Here is a 25137-nt window from a genome sequence, read left to right on the forward strand (position 1 = left end):
ACCACCCATGAGTCACAGAAAATCTGATTTGTGAATCCCATCCACCCCGATAACGTGAAAAATTCTGCCAAAGTAGTGCTAGGGCACGTACTCATAAATCCCCACGTCCGCTCTGCCTCCAATCGCGGCCGAAATGCCGGCTTTGGTCAAGAGCGGCCCCAAAACGGTCCGTGCCATAGGTCCGTCAAAACCGGTTGGCGCTTTGGGGTACTCGCAATCCTACCAGTAACGCCACCGTTTGGACGGCCCCAAATGCCCATGGCAGCTCCTTGGAGGGTGCCATTGGAACGCTATCGCTTCACAATTTGGGACGCCGACTCTTTCGAATACGTGGCCGAGTGGGAATACGTCAGCGCGCTGGCTGCGGAAGCGGAAGCGACACAGGTTGCCAAGGAATTGTCGGAAGGCGATGACACCTGGCACGGCGGCCGGATTTCGGTGGAAAATTCGCGCGGCTATGAAATCGCGAAGGTGCCGATCGGCATCGGAAGAACGCTCACGAAGTCGGATCCGTTCGGCTGAGATCCCGGGAAGCGATCCGAAGGTCGAACTCATATCCACCCGCCTGAGGAGGCGGCAGTCCGCCGGACGTGGTCGGCCGACTGATTGCGACGCCGACTGGCGCGGGGCCCATCGGCTATTTTGCGAGTTCCCTGCTTATGGTAACGATGGCCGCTAAACCGCGCCGCATAAGGCGTGTGACGGATATCAACGCGCTGCGACATCGGCGCCGCTATGGACATATCCATGCCGGGTGCTCCGCCCTTCCCGAACAGGGGTCGCAAAGCGAATTCTGTTCCGTCGACGGCCCTGGCCGAGGCGCCAGGCGGTGATTCCGCACTGCGCCACACGGGCATTCGCTTCATGGGTGATATGCCGTGGGGAACTCATGTTTGCCTGTTCTATGAAACTCCCCAGGATCTGCTCGACACCGCCGTTTGCTATTTCGAAGCGGGGTTAAGGAGCAACGAGTTTGGCGTATGGGCCGTCTCCGATCCGGTTTCGCTGGAGCAGGCGGAGGAAGCCCTGCGGCGCGCCATTCCGCGTTTTGACCGTTATCGAGAGGCGGGGCAGATCGAACTGATCGCAGGCAGCGAGTGGTACCTGGAGGGCGACGAGTTCGATCTTCAAAAGATCACCGGCGGCTGGAGCGAGAAGCTCAGCGCGGCCCTGGCCAAAGGCTACGATGGCGTGAGGGTGAGCGGAAATGCGTTCTGGATAGGAACGAAACATTGGAAGGAGTTCTGCGAGTACGAGCACGAACTCGATCGCTCTCTCGTCGGGCAGAAAATGATCGTGCTCTGCACCTATTCGTTTCAATCCAGCAGGGCCGTCGACATGCTTGATGTGGCGCGTGCGCATCAATGCTGCATCGTGCGACGGAAAGGCAATTGGGAATTTCTCGAGACGCCCGAACTCAAGCAGGCCAAGCGGGAAATCAGGAGGCTAAATGGCGCGCTGGATATCCTGTCGAAACCGTTCCCCGGACATCAGATTTTGACTCCCAAAGAACGTGTTGCGCTGGCTCAAATCATTCGGGGTGCCTCCAGCAAGGAGGCCGGACGGACACTAGGCATCAGCCCGCGCACCGTCGATTTCCATCGCGCCAATCTCCTGAAAAAGCTCGGTGCCCGGAACGTCGCTGATCTCGTCCATAAAGTTCTCGGCGAATAATGCGAGCCAATGGCCCGCTTCCCTCGCCGTCGGTGCCCTCAGCCCTTCTCCCGCTTGCCATCCTCCAGCGGCACCACGGTGCCCTTGCCTGACATCGCCGACAGCGCCTCGAGCGCCTCCTCGCAGAAATCCGCCACCATCTGCTCGTGCCGCGCGCCGAGGCGAAGCAGCAGCAAATTGCCGAGGTCGAGCCGGCCCTCCGCCGTCCCGTCGGGAAAACGCTTCTTCAGGATGCGCTCGTAATTGGCGTGCCGGTCGCGGTGATGCTCCAGCCGGTCCATCAGATCGGTGCGGATCGGCTCGATGTCGATGCTGTCGAGCGCATGCAGCCGGACCAGGAGATCGTCCTTGATCGAGGGCGGGGTGCTCGGCCGCGCGGCCCAGTGCCGCAGCGCTGTTCGGCCTTCGGGAGTGAGCGTATAGATGAGCTTGTTGGGTTTGCCCGTCTGCACGACCTCGCGGCCCTGGATGTAGCCGCGGTCGCGCAGCTTGGAGAGCTCGCGGTAGATTTGCTGGTGGTCGGCCTTCCAGAAGAAGCCGATCGAGGAATCGAACGTCTTGGCGAGCTCGTAGCCCGTCATCGGACGTTCCGTCAGGCATGCGAGGATCGCGTCGCCCAGCGCCATGTGACCTGCCTCCCTGTATTCTGAACCAACCAGCTTGACTTTATGCGCATCGGCGCATATGCGTCAATGTGCATATGAGGTGGGGCTCCAGACCCCCGGACAAGCGACCTTGGCGCTACTGTGCATGGGGTTGTTTTCGCGTTTTTGCCAAAGCCCTTTGGGAGGCACCTGACAATGACCGGCCTCGACTCCTGGTACGCCTACATGACGTCCCACGACAGCAAGGCGTTGTGGGAGCTGCTGCATCCTGACGCGGTGTTCGAAAGCCCTGTGGTGCACACCCCGCAGCGCGGGCGCGACATCACCTTCAAATACCTCGCCAGTGCCGAGAAGGTGCTCGGCGGTCCCGGCTTCAGCTATGTCGGCGAATGGCGCAGCGCCAATGGCGCCGTGCTCGAATTCAAGACCATGATCGACGGCATCGAGATCAACGGCGTCGACATCATCAGCTTCGATAGCGAAGGACGCATCACCCATTTCAAGGTGATGGTGCGTCCGCTCAAGGCCATCAACATGCTGCACCGCCTGATGGCGGAGCAGCTCGCCGCTGCCCAATCCTGATTCAGCATCATCACTTTCCAAGGCCTGCCGGGAGACCACCATGCCGATCTACAAAGCCCCCGTCGAAGACGTGAACTTCCTGCTCAACGACGTCTTCCAGATCGACCGCTACGACAACCTCGCCGGCTTCTCCGATGCCTCGAGCGACGTGCGCGAGGCGATCCTGGGCGAAGCCGCCAAGCTCGCCGAAGAGGTGCTGCAGCCGCTCAATCGCGTCGGCGATCTCGAAGGCTGCAAGCGCGCCGATGACGGCAGCGTCACCACGCCGAAGGGTTTCAAGGAGGCGTTCAAGCAAGTGGCAGAGGGCGGCTGGCTCGGTCTTTCCGCGCCGACCGAGTTCGGCGGCCAGGGGCTGCCGGTGACGCTCAGCCAGGCGGTCAACGAATTCCAGATCTCCGCCAACATGGCGTTCTCGATGTATGGCGGCCTCACCATGGGCGCGACCGCCGCGCTGCTGGTGCATGGTTCGCCGGAGCAGAAGCAGACCTACGTGCCGAAGATGATCGCCGGCGAGTGGACCGGCACCATGAATCTCACCGAGCCGCATTGCGGCACCGATCTCGGCATGCTCCGCACCAAGGCAGTGCGCCAGGCCGACGGCTCCTTCAGGATATCAGGCACCAAGATCTTCATCTCGGCCGGCGAGCACGATCTTGCCTCCAACATCATCCACCTCGTGCTGGCCCGCATCGAGGGCGCACCCTCCGGCATCAAGGGCGTGTCGCTGTTCGTCGTGCCGAAATTCCTGGTGAACCCGGATGGCTCGGTCGGTGCCCGCAACGGCGTCGTCTGCGGCTCGATCGAGCACAAGATGGGCATCCACGGCAACTCGACCTGCGTGATGAACTACGACAACGCCACCGGCTGGCTGATCGGCGAAGAGAACAAGGGCATGCAGGGCATGTTCGTGATGATGAACGAGGCCCGGCTCGGCGTCGCCGTGCAGGGCCTCGCGCAGTCCGAGGTCGCCTATCAGAACGCGGTGGCCTATGCGCGCGAGCGCATCCAGGGCCGCGCGCTCACCGGCGTGAAGGCGCCGGACAAGCCGGCCGATCCGATCATCGTGCATCCCGACGTGCGCCGCACGCTGCTCTCGATCCGCGCCTTCAACGAGGCCGCCCGCGCCTTCGTGATGTGGACCGCGCTGAAAAGCGACGTCGCTCATCGCTCCGAGGATCCGAAGGACCGCCAGGCCGCCGACGATCACATGGGCCTGATGACGCCGGTGCTGAAGGGCTTCCTCACCGACTACGGCTTCGCCAATGCGGTGCAGGCGCAGCAGATGTATGGCGGCCACGGCTACATCGCCGAGCAGGGCATGGAGCAGTTCGTGCGCGATGCGCGCATCGCCATGATCTATGAAGGCGCCAACGGCATCCAGGCGCTCGATCTCGTCGGCCGCAAGCTGCCGCGCGACGGCGGCCGCGCCATCATGGCGTTCTTCGGCGAGGTCATGGCCTTCGCCAAGGAGAACGGCGGCGACGAGGCGATGAAGCCCTTCATCACCCCGCTCTCGACCTCGCTTGGCCATCTGCAGCAGGCCACCACCTGGCTGATGCAGAACGCGATGATGAAGCCCGATAATGCGGGAGCCGCCGCAACCGACTATTTGCATCTCTTCGGCTTCGTCGCGCTCGGCTACATGTGGGCGAAGATGGCGAAGGTCACGCTGGCCAAGATTGCCGAGGGCGGCGCGACGCCTTATCTCTCGACCAAGCTCGTCACCGGCCGCTTCTTCATGGAGCGGATGCTGCCGGAGACCGCGGCCAATCTCGCGCGCATCCAGTCCGGCTGCGCCACCATCATGGAATTGCCGGCGGAAGCGTTCTGAGTCGGCTTCCGCATCATCAAAATTCGAACAACAGATCAGGAGGGCGTCATGCCTGAGGCATTCATCTACGATCACGTTCGCACCCCCCGCGGCCGCGGCAAGCCGGACGGCGCGCTGCACGAAGTCACCGCGCTCGCGCTCGCCACCGTGCCGCTGAAGGCGCTCAAGGACCGCAACAATTTGCCGGAAGATTCCGTCGACGACGTCGTGCTCGGCGTGGTCGATCCGGTCGGCGAAGCCGGCTCCGACATCGCGCGCTTTGCCGCGCTGAAAGCCGGCCTCGGCGAAGCCGTGCCCGGCGTGCAGATCAGCCGCTTCTGCGCCTCCGGCTTGGACGCCGTGAACTTCGCGGCCGCGCAGGTGATGAGCGGCCAGCATGAGCTGGTGATCGGTGGCGGCGCTGAATCGATGAGCCGCGTAGGCATCGGCGCCTCCGGCGGCGCCTGGCCGATGGATCCCTCGATGGCCGTGCCGGCCTATTTCATGCCGCAGGGCGTCTCGGCCGATCTGATCGCGACGAAGTACGGCTTCTCGCGCGACGACGTCGATGCCTACGCCGTGCAGAGCCAGCAACGCGCGGCCAAGGCCTGGGACGAGGGCCGCTTCAACAAGTCGGTGGTGCCGGTGAAGGACATCAATGGCCTCACCATCCTCGCCAAGGACGAGCATATGCGTCCTTCGACGACCATGCAGTCGCTGGCGCAGCTGCAGCCGTCGTTCACGATGATGGCGCAGATGGGCGGCTTTGACGGCGTCGCGATTCAGTCGCACCCGGAGATCGAGCGCGTCAATTACGTGCATCATGCCGGCAACTCCTCCGGCATCGTCGACGGTGCCGGCGCCGTCCTGCTCGGCAGCAAGGAAGCGGGTGCCAAATACGGCATGAAGCCACGTGCAAAGATCCGCGCGTTTGCGAATATCGGCTCGGAGCCGGCGATGATGCTGACCGGTCCGGTCGACGTCACCGAAAAGCTGTTCGCACGTTCCGGCATGAAGAAGTCCGACATTGACCTGTTCGAGCTCAATGAGGCCTTCGCCTCGGTCGTGCTGCGCTACATCCAGGCCTTCGACATCGACAACGCCAAGATCAACGTCAATGGCGGCGCCATCGCGCTCGGCCATCCGCTTGGCGCCACCGGTGCGATGATTCTCGGCACCGTGCTCGACGAGCTCGAGCGCACCAACAAGTCCACCGCCCTGGTCACGCTGTGCATCGGCGGCGGCATGGGCACGGCGACCATCATCGAGCGCGTTTAGCTAGCTGCCGTAGGGTGGGCAAAGCGAAGCGTGCCCACCACCTGTTTCGATCGGAGAAAGATGGTGGGCACGGCGCAAGAGCCTTTGCCCACCCTGCGAGATCACAGTCAACCGCCGCGCCTGCATTCGGCCGCGGCTCCGAGGAGCAACCAACATGGCTTACAAGAACTTCAAGGTCGAGACCGATACCGACGGCGTCGCGCTCGTCACCTGGGACATTCCCGGCCGTTCGATGAACGTGCTCGACGAGACCTCGACCAGCGAGCTCGAAGCGATCGTCAAGGAAACGACCGCTGACGCCGCGGTGAAGGGCGTCGTCATCACCTCCGCCAAGGAGGCGTTCTGCGCCGGCGCTGATCTCTCCATGCTCGAAGGCATGAACCAGGCCTACGCAAAAGTCCTCAGGGAGCAGGGCGAGACCGCGGCGAACCAGATGCTGTTCGACCAGAGCCGTCGCTTCTCGCAGGTGCTGCGCGGAATCGAAACGTCAGGCAAGCCGTGGGCGGCGGCGATCAACGGCCTCGCGCTCGGCGGCGGTTTCGAGATCACGCTGTGCTGCCACTATCGCGTGGCCGCGGAGAATCCCAAGACGCGTCTCGGCCTGCCCGAGGTCAAGGTCGGCCTGTTCCCCGGTGCTGGCGGCACGCAGCGCGTGCCGCGGCTAGTGCCGCCGCAGGACGCCATGACGATCCTGCTCAAGGGCGATCCCGTTACCATCGACAAGGCGAAGCAGCTCAACCTCATTCATGCCATCGTCCCCGCCGCCGATCTCATCAAGGCCGCGAAGGACTGGATCAAGGGCGGCGGCAAGGCCGTCGCGCCCTGGGACGAGAAGGGCTTCAAGCTGCCCGGCGGCCCGGTGTTCTCCAAGGCCGGCATGATGATGTTCCCGGCCGGTAACGCGATCTATCGCCGCGAGACCTACGACAACTATCCGGCCGCGCGCGCGATCATGAGCTGCGTCTATGAAGGCCTGCAGCTGCCGATCGACGCGGCGCTTCGCGTCGAGTCGCGCTACTTCACCTCGGTGCTGCGCTCCAAGGAAGCGGCCGCGATGATCCGCAGCCTGTTCCTGTCGATGCAGGAGCTCAACAAGGGTGCGCGCCGTCCGAAGGACGTAGCCCCGACCAAGGTGAAGAAGATCGCCGTCATCGGCGCCGGCTTCATGGGCGCCAGCGTCGGCTACGTCTCGGCCCGCGCCGGGCTCGACGTCGTCCTGATCGATCGCGACCAGGAGAGCGCCGACAAGGGCAAGGCCCATGCCCAGAAGGTGATCGAGGACCAGATCAAGAAGGGCCGCGCCAAGCCCGATGATGCCGAGAAGCTGCTCGCGCGCATCACGCCGACCGCGGACTACGCGGCCCTGAAGGACGTCGATCTGGTCATCGAGGCCGTGTTCGAGGACCGCAAGGTCAAGGCCGAGACCTTTGCCAAGGCGCAGGACTATCTCAAGCCCGACGTGATCTTTGCCTCGAACACCTCGACCCTGCCGATCACGTCCCTGGCCGAGAACTTCAAGGACCAGGGCAAATTCGTCGGCATTCACTTCTTCTCGCCGGTCGAGAAGATGATGCTGGTCGAGATCATCAAGGGCAAGAACACCGGCGATCTCGCGCTCGCGACCGCGCTCGACTATGTCCGTCAGATCGGCAAGACGCCGATCGTCGTGAACGATTCCAGAGGCTTCTTCGCCAACCGTTGCGTCGGCCGCTACGTCGCCGAGGGCAACGAGATGTTCCTGGAAGGCGTGCCGCCGGCGATGATCGAGAACTGCGCCAAGATGGCCGGCATGCCGGTCGGTCCCCTCTCGCTCTCGGATGAGGTCGCGCTCGATCTCGGCCTGAAGATCATGAAGGCGACCGAAGCCGATCTCGGCCCCAACGCCATCAACCCCGACCAGAAGAAGCTGATGGTCGAGATGGTCGAGAAGCAGGGCCGCCTCGGCCGCAAGAACAAGAAGGGCTTCTACGACTATCCCGAGGGCAAGGGTCAGAAGAGCCTGTGGCCGGGTCTCTCCGCGCTGCAGCCGAAGCAGCTCGATCCTGACACGCTCGACGTCGAGGAATTGAAGCAACGCTTCCTGGTGGTGCAGGCGGTCGAGGCCGCGCGCACCGTCGAGGATCACGTCATCACCGATCCGCGCGAGGCGGATGTCGGTTCGATCCTCGGCTTCGGCTTCGCGCCGTTCACCGGCGGCACGCTGTCCTATATCGACTTCATGGGCACGAAGACCTTCGTCGAGCTCTGCCACAAGCTCGAGGCGAAATACGGCTCGCGCTTCACGCCACCCAAGCTGCTCGAGGAGATGGCGGCGAAGGGCGAGACCTTCTATGGCCGTTTCGCGCCGAAGAAGGCGGCTGCTTAAGGCATTCGTAGCCCGGATGGAGCGCAGCGAAATCCGGGAAGAGTTTGTCAGTCGCGAAAGCCCTCCCGGATTGCGCTTCGCTCCATCCGGGCTACGCGGCTGTCATCCCGGAGAAGCGGGGTAATGGGTCCTGGCTTTCGCCAGGACGACGCTTGGATGGATCGCAGCAAACCGAAAAAGGCCGGATCGTCGATCCGGCCTTTCGCGTGTTCGCATCTTGTGCGGGCTCACTTCGCCTGCGCCAGCCCTTCCTTGGTCAGCGCTTCCTGCACCTTCGGCCGCGCGGCGACGCGGGCCTTGTAGGCGGAGAGGTTCGGCATTGCCGAGAGGTCGAACTTCATCCGGTCGGCCCAGGTCAGCATGGTGAAGAGATAGCCGTCGGCGACCGAGAACTGCTTGCCCATCAGGTAGTCCTTGCCGGCGAGCTGGCTGTCGATGTGCTTCAGCTTGCCCATGACACGGTCCTTGAAGAAGGCCTTGGCGTCGTCGTTCAGCGCCGGCGCGAACATCGGGCCGAAGCTCTTGTGTACCTCCGAGGTGAGGAAGTTCAGCCATTCGAGCAGCTTGTAGCGTTCGGAGCTGTCGCGCGCGGGCGCCAGCGCCTTGGCCGGAACCTTGTCGGCGATCATCTGGACAATGACCGGGCCTTCGGTCACGATCTCACCGTTATCGAGGCCCAGCGCGGGGACCTGACCCTTGGGATTGACCTTCAGATAGTCTTCACCGTTCTCGAGCTTCTTGGCCCGGATATCGACCTTGACCAGCTCATAGGGCAGGTCGGCCTCCAGAAGCGCGATATGGGGCGACAGCGAGCAGGCGCCGGGCGCGTAATACAGTTTCATGGAATTTCCTCCTCTTGAGGCTTGGTAGGGGCGAAAGAACGCCTACATGCACCTGCATGCAATAGTCAAGATTGATGCAGGTGCATCGAGTGGGGTAAGAAGCGGACGACGAGCTTGAGCGGGACCATGAAGCGCAAACCATCGACCGAGGCAACCAGTGCCTGGATCCGCCTGATGCGGGTGCAGAGCCGTGTGCTGGACTGCGTGGAGCAGGACCTGAAGAAGGCCGGGTTCCCGCCACTGGCGTGGTACGACGCGCTGCTCGAATTGTCGCGCGCGCCGAGTGGCGAATTGCGGCCGGTGGAGCTCGAGCGGCAGATGCTGATCCCGCAATACTCCACCTCGCGGCTGATCGACCGCCTGGTCGACGAGGGGCTCGCCTCCCGGCGTGAATGCAAGATCGACAAGCGCGGCCAGTTCGTCGAGATCACGGAGGCCGGCCGCGAATTGCAGAAGCGGATGTGGGGCGCCTATTCGGCTGCGATCGAGAAATACGTCGGCTCGAAGCTCTCTGACGCCGATGCCGTCAAGCTCAGCGGTCTGCTCGACCGGCTGGGATGCTCGTGCGGCGAGATGAAGCTGCCCGTCGTCAACGTCAACGAAACCACGCCGTCGCGATGACCGCGCGGCAAACCAGCTCGTCCGTGCACCCCAAGGGGTCCGCGGACCATCCCGTCACCCGCGCGCCTTCGATCGAAGCGCCCTTTTGATTAGAGTTTGATATGGCGCGAGACCAGATCGATATGACGCCGCTGCAATCACGCAACGAACTCGTTGCGTGGTTCGAGGCCGGCTGCAAGCACCCGTCCGAATTCCGCATCGGCACCGAGCACGAGAAGACGCCGTTCACGCTCGAAGGCCATCGTCCCGTGCCGTACGAAGGCGCGCGCGGCATCGGTGCGCTGCTCGAAGGCATGAAGCTCCTGCTCGGCTGGGAGCCGATCATGGAGAAGGGCAACATCATCGGGCTCTACGACGTCACCGGCGGCGGCGCGATCTCGCTGGAGCCCGGCGGCCAGTTCGAGCTGTCAGGCGCGCCGGTCGAGAACGTGCACCAGACCCAGAGCGAGCTGATGGCGCACCTGGCGCAGGTGCGCGAGATCGCTGCCCCGCTCGGTATCGGCTTCCTTGGGCTCGGCATGACGCCATCCTGGTCGCGCGCCGACATCCCTGTGATGCCCAAGGGCCGCTACAAGATCATGACCAATTACATGCCGAAGGTTGGCCAATACGGCCTCGACATGATGTACCGGACCTGCACGGTGCAGACCAATCTCGACTTCTGCTCGGAAGCCGACATGGTCAAGAAGCTGCGCGTGTCGCTGGCGCTGCAGCCGGTTGCGACCGCGCTGTTCGCCAATTCGCCGTTCACCGAAGGCAAGCCGAACGGCTTCCTGTCTTTCCGCTCCGAGATCTGGCGCGATACCGACAATGCGCGGTCAGGCATGATGCCGTGGGCGTTCGAGGACGGCATGGGTTTCGAGCGCTATGTCGACTACGCGCTCGATGTGCCCATGTATTTCGTCAAGCGCGGCGAGGAATATATCGACGTGTCGGGCTCCTCGTTCCGAGCCTTCTTCGAGGGCCGCAACAACAACCTTCCCGGCGAACGTCCGACGTTGTCGGACTGGGCCAATCATCTCTCGACGATCTTTCCCGAGGTGCGGCTGAAGCGTTATCTCGAGATGCGCGGCTCCGACGGTGGCCCATGGGGTCGGCTGCCGGCACTGCCGGCGTTCTGGGTCGGGCTGCTCTATGACGGTGCGTCGCTCGATGCGGCCTGGGATTTGGTGAAGCACTGGACCGCACACGAGCGTCAGGCCCTGCGCGACGATGTGCCGCGCTTCGGCTTCAAGGCCCGGATCAAGGACCGCTATCTGTTCGAGATCGCCAAGGAATGCCTCGTTCTGGCACATGCGGGCCTGCGGCGGCGAGGCCGCATCGATGCCATCGGCCGCGACGAAACCCGGCATCTGGAGCCGCTGGATCGCATCATCGATTCCGGCCGGACACCGGCCGAGGACATGCTCGAGAAGTTCAACGGCCCCTGGAAGGGCTCGGTGGAACCGGCCTACGCGGAGTACGCGTTCTAGTTTTGGGCAAATAGGCCGACGAGCAGATTCGGGACCGTTCATCGGCCGTACAGGTTTGCGGCGATCAAATGACCGGCCGAAAAAACCTGAGCGTCGTCAATAACTCGAAAGCTGTTCCGATGGGGAAGGGCCGCCTGCCTGGGACCGTCATGGCAAAGGTCTTGATGGCGAGGGCTTTGGCTTGCGTCGTGGCCTGTGCCGCGCTGCTCTCGCTCGTCCTTGCGAGTGTGCCCGCGCGCGCCCAGACGGCATTCGACCGGCCCGGCGGCGATTATTTCAATACGCCGGTCACATCGGGTGATCCCGAGGACTGCGCGCTGCTTTGCGAGCGCGATCGCCGCTGCCGCGCCTGGAGCTTCGCCTATCCCGATATCGATGGCGCCGCGGCGGTGTGCTGGCTCAAGAATACCGTGCCGCCGCGACAGCCCGCCAATTGCTGCATCTCCGGGGTACGCGGGGCCGGCGTGATCGAGCCGCGCGTCGAGGGCGTCGAGACCTCGATCGACCGCCCCGGCGGCGATTTGCGCAATTTCGAGCTCAAGGAAGGAGAGGGCGAGGACGCCTGCAAGGCCGCCTGTATCGCCGACAACAAGTGTCGCGCCTTCACCTATGCCCGCCCCGGCTACACCGGCCGCGAAGCGCGCTGCTTCCTCAAGAAAGATATCAAGCCGCCGCGGCGGAAGGCCGGGTTCACGTCGGGCGTGGTGAGATAGGCAAGGTGCCGTAGGTGGGTTAGCCGTGTGGGCAAAGGCGCACTTGCGCCGTGCCCACCACCTCTCCATGAGTCCGACAGGACGTGGGCACGTCGCGCGAAGACGCGTGCCTTTGCCCACCCTACGAGATTTCACTCCGCGGCAATCACCGTCAGCTCCGGCCACAACGCCTTCCATCTCTGAGCTTTCACCGCGTAATTCGCCGCGGAGAAATTCGGACCCGGATTGGGGCGCGCAATCAGGCCTGCGACGTCATCGAAGCCATGCGGCGCGTAGACTTCGAAACCATCACCGGCGCGCCTCACGCCCACTTGCGTGTTCTGCGTCAGAAAACGGTCGATGCCGTCGGTCGAGCACGACAACGCCGGATAGGGCAGGCCGTGCTTGGCCGGGTACCACAGATGCACGCGGGCCTGGTTGCGGGTCTCGATCTTGACGCCGAGATGATCGAGGCGCGTTTGCAGCTTGCGGATGACGGCGTCCTCCGCGTCCCAGGAGGTATCGGGATCGAAGTAGAAGATGTCGTAATCCGCAATACCGTAATCGACGGCACGGCCCGTGAGCACGTTCCACACCGTCTGCACCAGGCATCCCGAGACCAGCCACGCGTCCGGCAGCGCAAGTCGATGAAGCTCGTCGATGATTGCGGTGTTGACCGGATTTTTCAGGGCGAGGGCGAGAAACTCGTCCTTGCCCATGTCGCGATCCCCTCAGCGCACGGCGGTGAAGAACCGCGCGAGGCGGAAGCCGGAGAGCCAGGTCCAGACCGGCTGGCCGCGCATGCCGAGATCCCAGGAGCCGAGCACGGCATCGGCACGGCCGACCAGATTGTCGACCGGCAAGAGGCCGACGCCGCCGGAGCGCAGCGGCACGCGGCTGTCGGCCGAGTTGTCCCTGTTATCGCCGAGCACGAACAAATGCCCGGCCGGCACCTTCACCTCGGGTGTGTTGTCGAGCGGGCCGTTGTCGCGCATCTTGAAGATCAGATGCGAGACGCCATTCGGCAGCGTCTCGACGTAACGGTAGGCCGGCTCGCTGCCGCCATTGTCGTCCTCGGCGGCGCCAACGCCGTCAGGCTTCAATTCGGCGGGACGGTCGTTGATGAAGAGCTGCCCCTGCCGCATCTGGATGCGGTCGCCGGGCAGGCCGACGACGCGCTTGACCCAGGCCTGCGAGCGGTCGCCGGGCCATCGGAACACGACGACGTCGCCTTGCTTCGGCATTTCCGCGAAGACACGGCCGGTCTCGGGCAAGTTGATCTGGATCGGCAGCGACGAGGTGCCGTAGCCATAGGGGAATTTCGAGGCGAGCAGCGCATCGCCGATCAGCAGCGTCGGCTCCATCGAGCCCGACGGCACGTAGAACGGCTCGGCCAGCGCGCCCTTGGCGATGAACACCGCGGCGACGATGCCGGCAAGCTGCATCAACTGGCCGGCCCAGCCGGAGCTCTTCCGCTTCGGAGCGGCCGTTACCTTCTCAACGCTCATGCGCCCGTTCCACCCACCGTAATGCGTTCCATCAGAAGCGACGGCTGGCCGACGCCGACCGGCACGCCCTGGCCGTTCTTGCCGCAGGTGCCGATGCCGGTATCGAGCGCGAGATCGTTGCCGATCATGCGGATGCGATGCAGGTCGGTCGGCCCGTTGCCGATCAGCATGGCGCCCTTCAGCGGCGCGCCCAGCTTGCCGTTCTCGATCTTGTAGGCCTCGGTGCACTGGAACACGTATTTGCCCGAGGTGATGTCGACCTGTCCGCCGCCGAAATTCGCGGCAAACACGCCGTTCTTCACCGACGCGAGAATCTCGGCCGGGTCGCGGTCGCCCGCGAGCATGTAGGTGTTGGTCATGCGCGGCATCGGCACATGGGCATAGCCCTGGCGGCGGCCGTTGCCGGTCGGCTTCATGTTCATCAGCCGCGCGTTCTGGCGGTCCTGCATGTAGCCGACCAGGATGCCGTCCTCGATCAGCACGGTCCGGTTGGTCGGCGTGCCCTCGTCGTCGATCGACAGCGAGCCCCGCCGCGAGGCGATGGTGCCGTCATCGACCACGGTGACGCCCTTGGCCGCGACCTGCTGGCCCATCAGGCCCGCAAAAGCAGAGGTCTTCTTGCGATTGAAGTCGCCTTCGAGGCCGTGGCCGACTGCCTCGTGCAGCATCACGCCGGGCCAGCCGGCGCCCAGCACGACGTCCATCTCGCCGGCGGGGGCGGGAATCGATTCCAGATTGACCAGGGCCTCGCGCAGTGCGCCGTCGGCGGCATCGCGCCACGACTTGGTCTCGATGAACTCGGCATAGCCGGCGCGGCCGCCATAGCCCTTGCTGCCGCTCTCCTGGCGGTCGCCTTGCCCTGCGACGACGGAGATGTTGACGCGCACCAGCGGGCGGATGTCGCGATAGCTCTCGCCGTCGGGCCGCAGGATCTCGACGACCTGCCAGGTCGCGCCCAGGCTGACGCTGACCTGCCGCACCCGCGGATCCTTGTCGCGCAGGTAAGCGTCGATCTCGGCCAGCAGCTTGACCTTGGTCTCGAAGCCGGGGGCATCCAGCGGGTTTTCATCGCCATAGAGGCGCACATTGGTGTGCGGAGGCGGCGCGGCAAAGCTGCCGGAATAGCCGCCGCGCACGGCCGCGACCGCATCGGCGGCGCGAATCAGCGCCGGCAGCGACACATCGGAGGAGTGGGCGTAGCCCACGGCATCATCCTTGACCGCGCGTAAGCCAAAACCTTGCGAGGTGTCGTACGTCGCCTGCTTGAGCCGTCCATTGTCGAACATCAGCGCTTCGGTCTGGCTGTATTCCAGGAACAATTCGCCGTCGTCGGCACCGGAGAGCCCGCGCGCGACCTCGTTGCGAACCTGGTCGCGATCGAGATTGGCGCGGTCGAGCAGGGAGGTTGTGGCAGGGTTGGTCATCGATCACCCATTGTCGGAGAGATGTCGGGCAACATAATGGCTTCGGGACCGTTCGGCGAGAGGGCGGTGCGTCACATTACGGAAACGACATGATTGAAATCATTGCCATATCCGAAGCCCGGATCGAAAGCTTCCACCGCGCGCTCGACACGGTTGCGCGGGAGCGGCGTTATCTGGCCTTTCTCGAGGCGCCCCCGCTGGAGGCAACGCGCAGTTTCGTCCTCGACATGATTGCGCAGGGAAATCCGCAATTCGTTGCGCTTTCCGGCGGCGACGTCGTCGGCTGGTGCGACGTCAGGCGCTATCCGCGCCCGATCTACGCCCATGCCGGCGTCCTCGGAACGGGAATTTTGCAGCCTTTCCGAGGCCAAGGGCTCGGAACGCGGCTGATCACGACGACGCTCGCCGCCGCGCAAGCGATAGGCCTGTCGCGAGTCGAACTCTCTGTTCGCGAGAACAATCTGAGCGCGATCGCGCTCTACGAGAGGGTCGGTTTTGCCGTCGAGGGGCTGTCGCGCAACGCCGTCAGAATCGACGGCGTGTACGAGAACGTGATCCAGATGGCGGTGCTGTTCTAGTGCTATCAGGACGGCTACGGAGCGCCGTGTGTCGGCTATGAGTTTAGTCCCTCACCGTCATCCTGAGGTGCTCGCCTTGCAAAGCAAGGCGAGCCTCGAAGGACGGCGGCCCGACTGGCAGCTCGGCCGTTCATCCTTCGAGGCTCGCACGGCAGCGCAACCGCGCTGCCGAACTCGCGCCTCAGGATGACGGGCCTGAGAACATGCGCCGGGCCCCTACGGCAGCTTGTCGTACCCCTCGCCGAGCCCGTTCAGGCTGAGCGGGAAGCCGATGCCTTCTTCCGGCGTCTCGAAGATGATGAAGGTCGCGGTCTTGGCGCTGCGGAGCTGGCCGAGCAGCTTGTCGTCCATGACGACCTCGGCGACGCAGCCATTGGGCAGGCAGCGCACGAAGCCGGCGCGGCCGACATCCTGGTTGTCGAGCTTCAACCCGAGGCCGGAGGGCAGCAGCACGCCTAAGGGGGCCACCACGCGCATCAGGCGGCTCTTCTGGTCGGCGGTCTTGAGCACGATCACGGTGAGGCCGGCATTGGAGCGGTCTTCGGCCACCACGCTCTGGATCAGGGCGCATTGCTCGGCCTGGGCGCCCGGCGGGGTATCGCAACGGATCTGCCAGTCGCCATGAACGGAACGCACCGCGCCCTGCGCATGGGCAGCGCTTGATAGGAAAAGGCCGGGAAGGGACAGGAAAAGGACGACCGCCACGAGGCGGATCAGCGTCGTGAGGCAGTCAGCCGGCCATACAACCGATCTTGGAGCCGATCTTGCCATGCATCTCGAAAGCCCCATCGGGGTCGGTCCCTCTGCTCGCTCGGGTCGCTCGCGCTGGTGGACAGATACGGGAATGACGGCGTCTTGAAGGCAATTCACAAGCAAATTCCGCGCCGCCTTGGCCGCCCTTGCCGCCACGAATCAGGTTCCTGCACGGCCCTGCGCCTGTGCCTACAGCGGGCAATTCGGCTGTCAAGCCGCGGCCTCCCGGGAAACGGTATTTTTGTCTGATGTTACTAGGAAATATCTTGCGGGTGATCGCTGACAGAGGGGCCTCAAGACTGCATTGCGATAGATCAAGAATTATGGTTTGAGAGGCTTGATTTCGGCGTTCTAGCGATCTGGCCCCAATTCCTCCTAGAGGTATTCTTGCGGCGGTTTGTCAGACGGGCGGATCGAATAAGCGTTCCCCAAAAATAGGGGAATGCACTTGGGGTGATTTCGTTAGGGGAGCGCGAACGGCATGAAGATGTCGATGGGCCGGGTGGGCCGGCACTTGCTGGGATTGGCCGTGGCGGGTCTGACGCTGGCGACGGGCGGTGCGGCATTTGCCGAGCTTGGGCAGCCCGAGCCGTGGGAATGGCACCTGCAGGGTTCCGGCTCCCCGGTGATGGACAACATCGTCTGGTTCCACAACTTCTTGTCCGTGCTGATCATCCTGATCACGCTGTTCGTGCTGGCGCTGCTGGTGATCGTGGTGATGAAGTTCAACGCGAGGGCCAATCCGGTGCCGTCGCGCACCACCCACAACACGCTGATCGAGGTGGTGTGGACGCTGGTGCCGGTGCTGATCCTGGTCGGCATCGCGGTGCCGTCGTTCCGCCTCCTGTTCCTCGAGCTCGACGTGCCGAAGGCGGATCTGACCGTGAAGGCGACCGGCAAGCAGTGGTACTGGTCCTACGCCTATCCTGATAACGGCAAGTTCGAGTTCGACTCGCTGCTGGCCCAGGACAAGCAGCCCCGCCTGCTCGGCGTCGACAACGAGATGGTGGTGCCGGTCAACAAGGTGATTCGTGTTCAGGTCACCGGTGCCGACGTCATCCACGCGTTCGCGCTGCCGGCGTTCGGCGTCAAGATCGACGCCATCCCGGGCCGGCTGAACGAGACCTGGTTCAAGGCCACCAAGACCGGCATGTTCTACGGCCAGTGCTCGGAGCTTTGCGGCAAGGACCACGCCTTCATGCCGATTGCCATTCGCGTGGTGAACGACCAGGAGTTCGCCTCCTGGGTCGATGCGGCGAAGAAGAAATTTGCGAGCGGCGGCACCAGCACCTTCGCCTCCGCAGCCGGTCCGACGCAGTAAGCGCCGGGCGACGGCTCAACCGGACTGAACGCGACATAAAGGGCGGGACCTCCACAGGTCCGAATGGGACGCAAGGCAGGATTTGAAAATGGCAACGAGCGCAGCGACACACGGCGATCACGCGCACCATGACGAGCACGCCCATCCGACCGGATGGCGTCGCTACGTCTATTCGACCAACCACAAGGACATCGGCACGATGTACCTGATCTTCGCGGTCATCGCGGGTATCATCGGTGCCGCGATGTCGATCGCGATCCGTGCCGAGTTGATGTTTCCGGGTGTGCAGATATTCCACGAAACGCACACCTATAACGTATTCGTGACCTCGCACGGCCTGATCATGATCTTCTTCATGGTCATGCCCGCGATGATCGGCGGCTTCGGCAACTGGTTCGTGCCGCTGATGATCGGCGCGCCCGACATGGCGTTCCCGCGCATGAACAACATCTCGTTCTGGCTGCTGCCGGCCTCCTTCGCGCTGCTGCTGCTGTCGAGCTTCGTCGAGGGCGAGCCCGGTGCCAACGGCGTCGGCGCCGGCTGGACCATCTACGCGCCGCTGTCGACCACGGGCCATCCGGGTCCGGCCGTCGACTTCGCGATCCTGTCGTTGCACCTGGCCGGTGCCTCCTCGATCCTCGGCGCCATCAACTTCATCACCACGATCTTCAACATGCGCGCGCCGGGCATGACCCTGCACAAGATGCCGCTGTTCGTGTGGTCGATCCTGGTGACGGTGTTCCTGCTGCTGCTGTCGCTGCCGGTCCTCGCCGGCGCGATCACCATGCTGCTCACCGACCGCAATTTCGGCACGACGTTCTTCTCGCCTGACGGCGGCGGCGATCCCGTGCTGTTCCAGCACCTGTTCTGGTTCTTCGGTCACCCCGAGGTGTACATCCTGATCCTGCCCGGCTTCGGCATGATCAGCCAGATCGTCTCGACCTTCTCGCGCAAGCCCGTGTTCGGCTATCTCGGCATGGCCTACGCCATGGTCGCGATCGGCGGCATCGGCTTCGTGGTGTGGGCGCACCACATGTACACGGTCGGCATGTCCTCGGCGACGCAGGCCTACTTCGTCGCCGCCACCATGGTGATCGCGGTGCCCACGGGCGTGAAGATCTTCTCCTGGATCGCCACGATGTGGGGCGGCTCGATCGAATTCCGCGCCCCGATGATCTGGGCCGTCGGCTTCATCTTCCTGTTCACGGTCGGCGGCGTCACCGGCGTCGTGCTGGCGAATGCCGGCGTCGACCGCGTACTGCAGGAGACCTACTACGTCGTCGCGCACTTCCACTACGTGCTGTCGCTCGGTGCGGTGTTCGCGATCTTCGCCGGCTGGTACTACTGGTTCCCGAAGATGACGGGCTACATGTACAACGAGACGCTGGCGAAAGCGCATTTCTGGGTCACCTTCATCGGCGTCAATCTGGTGTTCTTCCCGCAGCACTTCCTCGGCCTGTCGGGCATGCCGCGCCGCTATGTCGACTATCCGGATGCGTTCGCCGGCTGGAATCTGATCTCCTCGATCGGCTCCTACATCTCCGGCTTCGGCGTGCTGATCTTCCTCTACTGCGTGCTCGACGCCTTCATGAAGAAGGTCCCGGCGGGCGACAATCCGTGGGGCGCCGGCGCCACCACGCTGGAATGGACGCTGCCCTCGCCGCCGCCCTTCCACCAGTTCGAAGTGCTGCCCCGCGTGCAGTAAGCAACACGACTCCCGCGGCGCCCGCGACGGGCGCCGCGGCTCTGCAACGAAACGAGCAGGTTTAAGTGTCCGTCCTCGATCAGAACGCCATCGACATCAATCCCCGCATCTCCGAGGCGGAGGTTGGTGACTACCTCGCGCTGCTCAAGCCGCGGGTGATGTCGCTCGTGATCTTCACCGCGCTGGTCGGGATGGCGATGGCGCCGGGACATTTCCACTGGGTGCTCGCCATCACCTCGCTGCTCTGCATCGCCGTCGGCGCCGGCGCCTCCGGTGCGCTCAACATGGCGCTCGAGGGCGATATCGACGCCAAGATGTCGCGCACCGCGAACCGCCCGATCCCGCGTGGCCGCATCACCCGGCCCGAGGCGATGACGTTCGGGATGACGCTCGCCTTCTTCTCGGTGATGACCCTCGGCATCCTCGTCAACTGGATCGCGGGCGCGCTGCTCGCCTTCACCATCTTCTTCTACGTCGTCATCTATACCATGGGCCTGAAGCGCTGGACCGCGCAGAACATCGTGATCGGCGGCGCCGCCGGCGCCTTGCCGCCGGTGGTGGCCTGGGCGTCCGTCACGGGCACGGTCGACGTCGAGCCGCTGCTGCTGTTCGCCATCATCTTCTTCTGGACGCCGCCGCACTTCTGGGCGCTGGCGCTGTTCCGTTCCGAGGACTATGCCCGCGCCGGCATTCCGATGCTGCCCAATGTCGCCGGCCCGGACGCGACCCGCCTGCAGATCCTGCTCTACACGATCGTGCTGATCGCGGTGGCCGCAGCGCCCTGGGCGCTCGGCTATTTCGACGCCGTCTACGGCATCGTCTCGCTGATCCTCGGCGCCGGCATGCTGGTGCTCGCCATCAACGTCTACTTCCGCCGCGAGCGCAGCCAGTCGCTGCGCGCAACGCGAAAGCTGTTCGCCTTCTCGATCCTGTACCTGTTCGCGCTGTTCGCGACCTTGCTGGCCGAGGTCGTATTCCCTGTGCTTGCTCGGATGGTAGGGGGCGCATGATCACGGCGATGGCTGACAAACCCGAGCCAGATGGAATCGTCCTCACCGAGGCGCAGAAGAAGAGCCGTCGTCAGCGCTCCATTGCCATTGCTTTGGCGCTCGGTGTGCTCGTCGTCCTTTTCTTCGCCGTCACCATGGTCAAGGGACCGGCGGTTCTCGTTCGGCCGTTGTAGGGGCAGATGGATCAGAAGCCGACCATATCGCAGCATCAGAGCCGAACGGCCGGCAAGGGCCGGGGCCTCGGCCGCGATGTGCTGGTCGCCTCGATCTGCGGCGGCGTGGTCGCATTGATGGTCGGAGCGTCCTACGCGGCGGTGCCGTTCTACAACTGGTTCTGCCGCGCCACCGGCTTCAACGGCACCACGCAGGTCGCGACCTCCGCGCCCGCCAGCGGCCCGATCGCACGCAAGATCGCGGTGCGGTTCGATTCCAACGTCGCCCCCGGCCTGCCCTGGAAGTTCGAGCCGGAGCAGACCGAGGTCGAGGTCAATATCGGTCAGGTCACCACCATCTATTACACCGTGACCAACCAGGCCGCGCGCATCACCTCAGGGCAGGCCGCCTACAATGTCGCGCCGCTGACGGTCGGGTCGTATTTCCAGAAGATCAACTGCTTCTGCTTCACCGAGCAGACCATGGCGCCCGGCGAGAAGCGCGAGATGCCCGTGGTGTTCTACGTCGATCCGTCGATCGTCGGCGACCACGACAATGACGGGCTCAGCACCATCACGCTGTCCTACACGTTCTATCCGGTGAAGGATCCGGTGGTGAAGCCGCTCGCATCCGGTGATGACAACAAGCGCAAGGGAAATCTCCAGCCGCCGGGTTGACGCTTCGGAGGTTGGACCAAGGGGATAAGTGCCGGACAGGCACGGGATTGAGGAGACAGACCGCAATGGCTACCGCGCAAGGCAAGCATCACGACTACCATCTGGTCGATCCGTCTCCGTGGCCGGCGGTCGGCTCGGTCTCCGCCTTCATCATGGCGGTCGGTGCGATCTCCTGGATGCACCACATGTTCTCCGCCGCGCCGATCGTGTTCGGTATCGGCACCGTCGGCGTGCTCTACACCATGGCGAGCTGGTGGGGCGACGTGATCAAGGAAGCCCAGTACAAGGGCGACCACACCCGCGTCGTGCAGCTGCATCACCGCTACGGCATGATCCTGTTCATCGCCTCCGAGGTGATGTTCTTCGTCGCCTGGTTCTGGGCCTATTTCAACGCCGCGCTGTTTCCGGCCGACGCCGTCCACGCCACCCGTGACGCGGTGTTCGGTTGCGGTCTCGGCACGGCGGCCGGCGCCTGCGCGGTGCCGGGCACCTGGCCGCCCCATGGTATCGAAACCTTCGATCCCTGGCATCTGCCGCTGCTCAACACGCTGATCCTGCTCACCTCGGGCACCACGGTCACCTGGGCGCACCACGCCCTGCTCGAGAACGATCGCCAGGGCCTGAAATATGGCCTGATCCTCACCATCCTGCTGGGCGCGACCTTCACCTGCGTGCAGGCCTACGAATACAGCCACGCGGCGTTCTCCTTCGCCGGCAACGTCTACGGCGCGACCTTCTTCATGGCGACCGGCTTCCACGGTTTTCACGTGCTGGTCGGCACCGTCTTCCTGATCGTGTGCCTGGCGCGCGCCTATGCCGGCCACTTCACGCCGAAGCAGCACCTCGGCTTCGAGTTCGCCGCCTGGTACTGGCATTTCGTCGACGTGGTCTGGCTGTTCCTGTTCCTCTGCATCTATGTCTGGGGACACGGTGCCGAGGCCATGGCCCACGGCGCGCACTGAGCCGGGACGGATCAATCTGCAAAGGGCGGCCGCAGGGCCGCCCTTTCGTTATCCAGCGGCCGGAGTTTGGGCCGAAATTGTGATAGGCTTGCGTGTGATGAACGACACTGCCGACACCCCGGAGGCCCAGCCCACCGTCCTGCAAAGCGCGCTGCGCGGGCTCGCCTGCAAATGCCCGCGCTGCGGTGAGGGCAAGCTCTATGCGGGCTTCCTGACGCTGGCGCCTTCCTGCAGCCGTTGCGGCCTCGACTACGCCTTCATCGATGCCGGCGATGGTCCGGCGATCTTCATCATCATGCTGGCCGGCGCGATCGTGGTTGGCTGCGCGCTCGTCGTCGAGGTCAAGTATCAGCCGCCATTCTGGCTGCATGCGGTGCTGTGGCTGCCGCTGATCCTCGCCACCACGCTCCTGCCGCTACGCTCGATGAAGTCGCTTCTGATCGCGCTGCAATTCCATCACAAGGCAGCACCCGGCCGGTTGATCGACCGCGCGAAATGAACGAGACGTCGCGCAAGCCCGGCGTCGCCGGCTTCATGCTGTTCACACTTTTGCTGACCGCGGCTTTCGTCGCGCTCGGAATCTGGCAATTGCAGCGCCGCTCCGCCAAGCACGAGCTGGTCGCAGCGCTCACCGAGCGCATCGCGGCAGCACCCATTGCGCTGCCGCCTTCAGAGCAATGGCCCGCGCTGACGCCTGCGCGCGATGAGTTTCGCCGCGTCAGCTTCACCGCGACCTATGCGCCCCTGCCGGATGCCATGGTCTATTCCTCCGGCTCCGCGGTGCGCAAGGATGCGTCCACGCCCGGCACCTGGGCCTTCCTGCCGGCGCGGCTGCCGAGCGGCGAGATCGTGGTGATCGATGCGGGCTTCGTCGAGAACACGATGCAGGACCGCGGCGTCGAGGATCGCGCCGTGCAGAAGCTCGTCACCGGCACGCCCGCTACACTCACGGGCTATTTGCGTTTCCCGGAGGCGCCGGGATGGCTGACGCCGGCCGAGAATCGCGACAAGCGGTTGTGGTTCGTGCGCGATCATCTGGCGATCGCAGGTGCCTTGGGCTGGGGCACGACCGCGCCGTTCTATATCGATCTGGAGCAGCCGGTGCCTGCGAACGGCATCCCACGTCCGGGGCCGCTCGATGTGCATCTGAAGGACGATCATCTCCAATACGCCATCACCTGGTTCACGCTCGCCGGCGCCGTGCTCATCGCCTTTGCCGTGTGGGTGAGAGGACGGCGCCAGGGCGGCGCGAGCCCGTAGGTTCCCGGTGGGAACCCGGTATCGTCCGGTCTATATTATTCAGCGCATATTCACGAGGGTGGTCCTAATCCGCCTTCAGGTTTTTTCCGCGGCAAACAGGATTGCTGGCGTTGAGCGATTTCGATCAGATGGGACTTGTCATTGATTGGGTGGATGCCTGCCGCAAGGGCGACCTAGCGATGCTACTCGATCTCTATGCCGACGACGCCAAGCTGGAATGCACGTGCAACGGCACGCAGATTTATCGCGGCCGGGGCGAACTCGAAACCTATTGGGGACCGAAGCTCAGCGCCTTTTCCTCGGCGGGTTTCGGCCTGGAGGAAATCCACCCGGCACAGAGCGGCATCGATCTCGAATATTCCGTTGCGGGTGCGCTGCGCATCCGCGCCTCGTTTCGCTTCAGTGCGGAAGGCAAGATCCACAGCACGCTGTGCGAACCGGCGCAGCAGGGTTCGCACGATTGCTGTGCGTGTTAATCTACCTCGGCTCGGCCCTGATCTCCCCGCGGGGAAGGCGGCAGCGCACATAGGTGCGTTGGTCCGCACGCAGCAATGACAGCGAGCCGCTGAGCGCGCGCACGCGCTCGTGCATGCCGGTCAGGCCGCGGCCGAAGACATTGTCGGCGGGAAAGCCGCCGCCGTCGTCGGAGACTTCGATGGTGAGCGCATCGCCTGACGTCGCCGCCTCGACATGGGCATTCCTCGCTCCGGCGTGGCGCAGCACATTGGTCAACGCCTCCTGGATCACACGATAGACGGTCTGGGCCAACGGCCCTCTGATCCCGTTGAGATCAGGATCGATCGTTGCGGTGAGGCCGATATCCGGTGCCTGCGCGCGAAAATTGCGCAGCAGCGTTTGCACGCTGGCCTCGAGCCCCAGTTCCTCGATGTAGAGTGGCCGCAACCGGTCGAGGATGCGGCGATTGGTCTGCTGGAGCGCCTCGATGGACCGCATCACCTCCTGCACGGAGTTGCCGAGATGTCCCGTCTGCGGCGAGGCTTCGCTCAATGCGATCGTGCCGGCACGGATGCTGAACAGCAACGGGCCAAGCTCGTCATGCAGCTCGCGGGCGAGATCGTGCCGCTCATCATCCTGGAGCGACACCAGGCGATGCAACAGGTCGCGATTGTGCTGGCTCAATTGCGCGAGCGTTGCGGCAAGGGCATTGGCTTCCTTGCAGCTCTGCCGGATTTCCGGCGGCCCCGCGACCGGGATCGGCGTCGCATAATCGCCGCGTTGTATGCGCGTCAGGCCTGCGCCGAGATCTTGCAGCGGCTGCAGCGTCGATCTTGCGAAGAGATAGGCGATCGCGCCGGTCAACGCCATCAGCACCGCGACGAGGCCCATCAGGGCCAGAAAACCGACCCATTTCTCGAACAGGTCGGCCGACAGGTCGGGCCTGAACACGATGTCGCCAACGCGCCTGCCGTCGATCATCACAGGCGATGCTGCATCGATATCCGGGATGGCGATCAGGTCCACGAACCATTGCGGGACGCCATGCGCGCCGTGCAGGCCGTCCCGGACGGAAGGCGCGGGACCCGCCTCCGCTGGATGGAATTGGATATCGGAGGAGGTGCCCAAAGATTTGACAAAAGCGTCGAGCATCTTGCTCGGATTGTCTGACGCGCTCAGGGCGCTGTTGAGTGCGACCGCGATGGTCTGAGCCGAGCGTCGACCAGGCTCGTTCTCGTCGGCCAGCTGGCCGGCCGAGAAGGTCTGGAGCAGCACGCCGCCCATGACCAGCGCGGCGACGAAGCTCACGCCGAGTGGGAGGAATAACTGGGTCCTGAATGGAAGTCGTTGCCACATTAGGACAATTCTAACGCGCATTGGCGGGATTCT

Annotated in this window: 26 protein-coding genes; 19 read left to right on the forward strand and 7 right to left on the reverse strand. The window is 64.0% G+C overall.

Translation table 11 applies throughout. From position 1 onward, the window contains the following. Positions 1–282: 282 nt before the first annotated feature. Together XH80_RS14005 and XH80_RS43970 are read left to right on the forward strand one after the other, a co-directional pair. Positions 283–522, forward strand: a complete 240-nt coding sequence (locus tag XH80_RS14005) for a DUF6894 family protein (RefSeq protein WP_271599070.1) — start codon at positions 283–285, stop codon at positions 520–522. A 213-nt stretch (positions 523–735) separates the two neighbouring features. After that, positions 736–1674: an MEDS domain-containing protein gene (locus tag XH80_RS43970; protein WP_442869143.1), complete on the forward strand. Its 939-nt coding sequence runs from the start codon at positions 736–738 to the stop codon at positions 1672–1674. A gap of 38 nt (positions 1675–1712) precedes the next feature. On the opposite strand, the gene XH80_RS14020 is transcribed toward XH80_RS43970, so the two are convergent. After that, entirely contained in the window at positions 1713–2300 is a 588-nt protein-coding gene (locus tag XH80_RS14020; RefSeq protein ID WP_057746008.1) for a PadR family transcriptional regulator, read from the reverse strand. A gap of 174 nt (positions 2301–2474) precedes the next feature. On the opposite strand from XH80_RS14020, the gene XH80_RS14025 reads away from it, so the two are divergent. The 4 genes from XH80_RS14025 (at position 2475) to XH80_RS14040 (ending at position 8314) form a co-directional block, all read left to right on the forward strand. After that, complete coding sequence (locus XH80_RS14025; RefSeq protein WP_271599071.1) at positions 2475–2861, forward strand: nuclear transport factor 2 family protein; 387 nt, start codon at positions 2475–2477, stop codon at positions 2859–2861. Positions 2862–2901: 40 nt separating this feature from the next. After that, positions 2902–4692 (forward strand): acyl-CoA dehydrogenase C-terminal domain-containing protein, encoded by a 1791-nt coding sequence (locus XH80_RS14030; RefSeq protein WP_271599072.1) that lies wholly within the window; start codon positions 2902–2904, stop codon positions 4690–4692. Between the two features lie 48 nt (positions 4693–4740). Beyond that, on the forward strand, positions 4741–5949 hold the full coding sequence (locus XH80_RS14035; RefSeq protein WP_271599073.1) for an acetyl-CoA C-acetyltransferase: 1209 nt from the start codon (positions 4741–4743) through the stop codon (positions 5947–5949). 154 nt (positions 5950–6103) lie between these two features. Then, complete coding sequence (locus XH80_RS14040; RefSeq protein ID WP_271599074.1) at positions 6104–8314, forward strand: FAD-dependent oxidoreductase; 2211 nt, start codon at positions 6104–6106, stop codon at positions 8312–8314. A gap of 227 nt (positions 8315–8541) precedes the next feature. On the opposite strand, the gene gstA is transcribed toward XH80_RS14040, so the two are convergent. Continuing rightward, a complete protein-coding gene (gene gstA / locus XH80_RS14045) occupies positions 8542–9156 on the reverse strand; it encodes a glutathione transferase GstA (RefSeq protein WP_271599075.1) in 615 nt (204 codons plus the stop codon). A 126-nt stretch (positions 9157–9282) separates the two neighbouring features. Here gstA and XH80_RS14050 point away from each other — a divergent pair, with 126 nt between their 5' ends. From XH80_RS14050 to XH80_RS14060, 3 genes are all read left to right on the forward strand, one after another. Further along, positions 9283–9777 carry a MarR family winged helix-turn-helix transcriptional regulator gene (locus tag XH80_RS14050; protein ID WP_057746026.1) on the forward strand — a complete coding sequence of 165 codons (495 nt, stop codon included), beginning with the start codon at positions 9283–9285 and terminating at the stop codon, positions 9775–9777. A gap of 101 nt (positions 9778–9878) precedes the next feature. Further along, positions 9879–11249, forward strand: coding sequence for a glutamate--cysteine ligase (locus XH80_RS14055; RefSeq protein ID WP_057746029.1), 1371 nt, complete (start codon positions 9879–9881; stop codon positions 11247–11249). 119 nt (positions 11250–11368) lie between these two features. Next, positions 11369–11962: a PAN domain-containing protein gene (locus XH80_RS14060; protein ID WP_271599184.1), complete on the forward strand. Its 594-nt coding sequence runs from the start codon at positions 11369–11371 to the stop codon at positions 11960–11962. 131 nt (positions 11963–12093) lie between these two features. On the opposite strand, the gene XH80_RS14065 is transcribed toward XH80_RS14060, so the two are convergent. The 3 genes from XH80_RS14065 to tldD are packed head-to-tail and all read right to left on the reverse strand — an operon-like array spanning position 12094 to position 14873. After that, entirely contained in the window at positions 12094–12660 is a 567-nt protein-coding gene (locus XH80_RS14065) for a nucleotidyltransferase family protein (RefSeq protein WP_271599076.1), read from the reverse strand. Between the two features lie 12 nt (positions 12661–12672). Further along, positions 12673–13449, reverse strand: a complete 777-nt coding sequence (lepB, locus tag XH80_RS14070; RefSeq protein WP_057746034.1) for a signal peptidase I — start codon at positions 13447–13449, stop codon at positions 12673–12675. Then, entirely contained in the window at positions 13446–14873 is a 1428-nt protein-coding gene (gene tldD / locus XH80_RS14075) for a metalloprotease TldD (RefSeq protein WP_271599077.1), read from the reverse strand. The genes lepB and tldD overlap by 4 nt, the downstream gene beginning before the upstream one ends. An 89-nt stretch (positions 14874–14962) precedes the next feature. Here tldD and XH80_RS14080 point away from each other — a divergent pair, with 89 nt between their 5' ends. Beyond that, positions 14963–15451, forward strand: a complete 489-nt coding sequence (locus tag XH80_RS14080; protein WP_271599078.1) for a GNAT family N-acetyltransferase — start codon at positions 14963–14965, stop codon at positions 15449–15451. A 216-nt stretch (positions 15452–15667) separates the two neighbouring features. Here the strand turns inward: XH80_RS14080 and XH80_RS14085 are convergent, their stop codons facing one another. Next, entirely contained in the window at positions 15668–16240 is a 573-nt protein-coding gene (locus tag XH80_RS14085; protein WP_271599079.1) for an invasion associated locus B family protein, read from the reverse strand. 445 nt (positions 16241–16685) lie between these two features. On the opposite strand from XH80_RS14085, the gene coxB reads away from it, so the two are divergent. From coxB to XH80_RS14130, 9 genes are all read left to right on the forward strand, one after another. Then, entirely contained in the window at positions 16686–17525 is an 840-nt protein-coding gene (coxB, locus tag XH80_RS14090) for a cytochrome c oxidase subunit II (RefSeq protein ID WP_057746038.1), read from the forward strand. Positions 17526–17613: 88 nt separating this feature from the next. Continuing rightward, a complete protein-coding gene (gene ctaD / locus XH80_RS14095; protein WP_220006769.1) occupies positions 17614–19230 on the forward strand; it encodes a cytochrome c oxidase subunit I in 1617 nt (538 codons plus the stop codon). Positions 19231–19295: 65 nt separating this feature from the next. Next, positions 19296–20240 carry a heme o synthase gene (locus XH80_RS14100; RefSeq protein WP_271599080.1) on the forward strand — a complete coding sequence of 315 codons (945 nt, stop codon included), beginning with the start codon at positions 19296–19298 and terminating at the stop codon, positions 20238–20240. Next, positions 20237–20413: a hypothetical protein gene (locus XH80_RS14105; RefSeq protein WP_057746048.1), complete on the forward strand. Its 177-nt coding sequence runs from the start codon at positions 20237–20239 to the stop codon at positions 20411–20413. The genes XH80_RS14100 and XH80_RS14105 overlap by 4 nt, the downstream gene beginning before the upstream one ends. Before the next feature lie 6 nt (positions 20414–20419). After that, complete coding sequence (locus XH80_RS14110) at positions 20420–21070, forward strand: cytochrome c oxidase assembly protein (RefSeq protein ID WP_271599081.1); 651 nt, start codon at positions 20420–20422, stop codon at positions 21068–21070. Between the two features lie 65 nt (positions 21071–21135). Further along, positions 21136–22032, forward strand: coding sequence for a cytochrome c oxidase subunit 3 (locus tag XH80_RS14115; RefSeq protein WP_271599082.1), 897 nt, complete (start codon positions 21136–21138; stop codon positions 22030–22032). 97 nt (positions 22033–22129) lie between these two features. Then, a complete protein-coding gene (locus XH80_RS14120) occupies positions 22130–22531 on the forward strand; it encodes a DUF983 domain-containing protein (protein WP_057746057.1) in 402 nt (133 codons plus the stop codon). Further along, on the forward strand, positions 22528–23292 hold the full coding sequence (locus XH80_RS14125) for an SURF1 family protein (RefSeq protein ID WP_271599083.1): 765 nt from the start codon (positions 22528–22530) through the stop codon (positions 23290–23292). The genes XH80_RS14120 and XH80_RS14125 overlap by 4 nt, the downstream gene beginning before the upstream one ends. Before the next feature lie 110 nt (positions 23293–23402). After that, positions 23403–23768 (forward strand): nuclear transport factor 2 family protein, encoded by a 366-nt coding sequence (locus XH80_RS14130; RefSeq protein WP_057746063.1) that lies wholly within the window; start codon positions 23403–23405, stop codon positions 23766–23768. Position 23769: 1 nt separating this feature from the next. Here XH80_RS14130 and XH80_RS14135 read toward each other — a convergent pair whose 3' ends face one another. Then, the gene (locus XH80_RS14135) at positions 23770–25104 is read right to left on the reverse strand and encodes a histidine kinase (protein WP_271599084.1); all 1335 of its coding nucleotides are present in this window, start codon (positions 25102–25104) and stop codon (positions 23770–23772) included. Positions 25105–25137: the final 33 nt, after the last annotated feature.

It is taken from the genome of Bradyrhizobium sp. CCBAU 45384, assembly GCF_028128665.1.
Lineage (GTDB): Bacteria > Pseudomonadota > Alphaproteobacteria > Rhizobiales > Xanthobacteraceae > Bradyrhizobium > Bradyrhizobium manausense.

Excerpts from the sequence above, each read along its gene's own strand:
- XH80_RS43970 (WP_442869143.1), top strand. The coding sequence starts at position 736 with ATGGACATATCCATGCCGGGTGCTCCGCCCTTCCCGAACAGGGGTCGC.
- XH80_RS14020 (WP_057746008.1), bottom strand. The coding sequence starts at position 2,300 with ATGGCGCTGGGCGACGCGATCCTCGCATGCCTGACGGAACGTCCGATG.
- XH80_RS14025 (WP_271599071.1), top strand. The coding sequence starts at position 2,475 with ATGACCGGCCTCGACTCCTGGTACGCCTACATGACGTCCCACGACAGC.
- XH80_RS14030 (WP_271599072.1), top strand. The coding sequence starts at position 2,902 with ATGCCGATCTACAAAGCCCCCGTCGAAGACGTGAACTTCCTGCTCAAC.
- XH80_RS14035 (WP_271599073.1), top strand. The coding sequence starts at position 4,741 with ATGCCTGAGGCATTCATCTACGATCACGTTCGCACCCCCCGCGGCCGC.
- XH80_RS14040 (WP_271599074.1), top strand. The coding sequence starts at position 6,104 with ATGGCTTACAAGAACTTCAAGGTCGAGACCGATACCGACGGCGTCGCG.
- gstA (WP_271599075.1), bottom strand. The coding sequence starts at position 9,156 with ATGAAACTGTATTACGCGCCCGGCGCCTGCTCGCTGTCGCCCCATATC.
- XH80_RS14050 (WP_057746026.1), top strand. The coding sequence starts at position 9,283 with ATGAAGCGCAAACCATCGACCGAGGCAACCAGTGCCTGGATCCGCCTG.
- XH80_RS14055 (WP_057746029.1), top strand. The coding sequence starts at position 9,879 with ATGGCGCGAGACCAGATCGATATGACGCCGCTGCAATCACGCAACGAA.
- XH80_RS14060 (WP_271599184.1), top strand. The coding sequence starts at position 11,369 with ATGGGGAAGGGCCGCCTGCCTGGGACCGTCATGGCAAAGGTCTTGATG.
- XH80_RS14065 (WP_271599076.1), bottom strand. The coding sequence starts at position 12,660 with ATGGGCAAGGACGAGTTTCTCGCCCTCGCCCTGAAAAATCCGGTCAAC.
- lepB (WP_057746034.1), bottom strand. The coding sequence starts at position 13,449 with ATGAGCGTTGAGAAGGTAACGGCCGCTCCGAAGCGGAAGAGCTCCGGC.
- tldD (WP_271599077.1), bottom strand. The coding sequence starts at position 14,873 with ATGACCAACCCTGCCACAACCTCCCTGCTCGACCGCGCCAATCTCGAT.
- XH80_RS14080 (WP_271599078.1), top strand. The coding sequence starts at position 14,963 with ATGATTGAAATCATTGCCATATCCGAAGCCCGGATCGAAAGCTTCCAC.
- XH80_RS14085 (WP_271599079.1), bottom strand. The coding sequence starts at position 16,240 with ATGGGGCTTTCGAGATGCATGGCAAGATCGGCTCCAAGATCGGTTGTA.
- coxB (WP_057746038.1), top strand. The coding sequence starts at position 16,686 with ATGAAGATGTCGATGGGCCGGGTGGGCCGGCACTTGCTGGGATTGGCC.
- ctaD (WP_220006769.1), top strand. The coding sequence starts at position 17,614 with ATGGCAACGAGCGCAGCGACACACGGCGATCACGCGCACCATGACGAG.
- XH80_RS14105 (WP_057746048.1), top strand. The coding sequence starts at position 20,237 with ATGATCACGGCGATGGCTGACAAACCCGAGCCAGATGGAATCGTCCTC.
- XH80_RS14110 (WP_271599081.1), top strand. The coding sequence starts at position 20,420 with ATGGATCAGAAGCCGACCATATCGCAGCATCAGAGCCGAACGGCCGGC.
- XH80_RS14115 (WP_271599082.1), top strand. The coding sequence starts at position 21,136 with ATGGCTACCGCGCAAGGCAAGCATCACGACTACCATCTGGTCGATCCG.
- XH80_RS14120 (WP_057746057.1), top strand. The coding sequence starts at position 22,130 with ATGAACGACACTGCCGACACCCCGGAGGCCCAGCCCACCGTCCTGCAA.
- XH80_RS14125 (WP_271599083.1), top strand. The coding sequence starts at position 22,528 with ATGAACGAGACGTCGCGCAAGCCCGGCGTCGCCGGCTTCATGCTGTTC.
- XH80_RS14135 (WP_271599084.1), bottom strand. The coding sequence starts at position 25,104 with ATGTGGCAACGACTTCCATTCAGGACCCAGTTATTCCTCCCACTCGGC.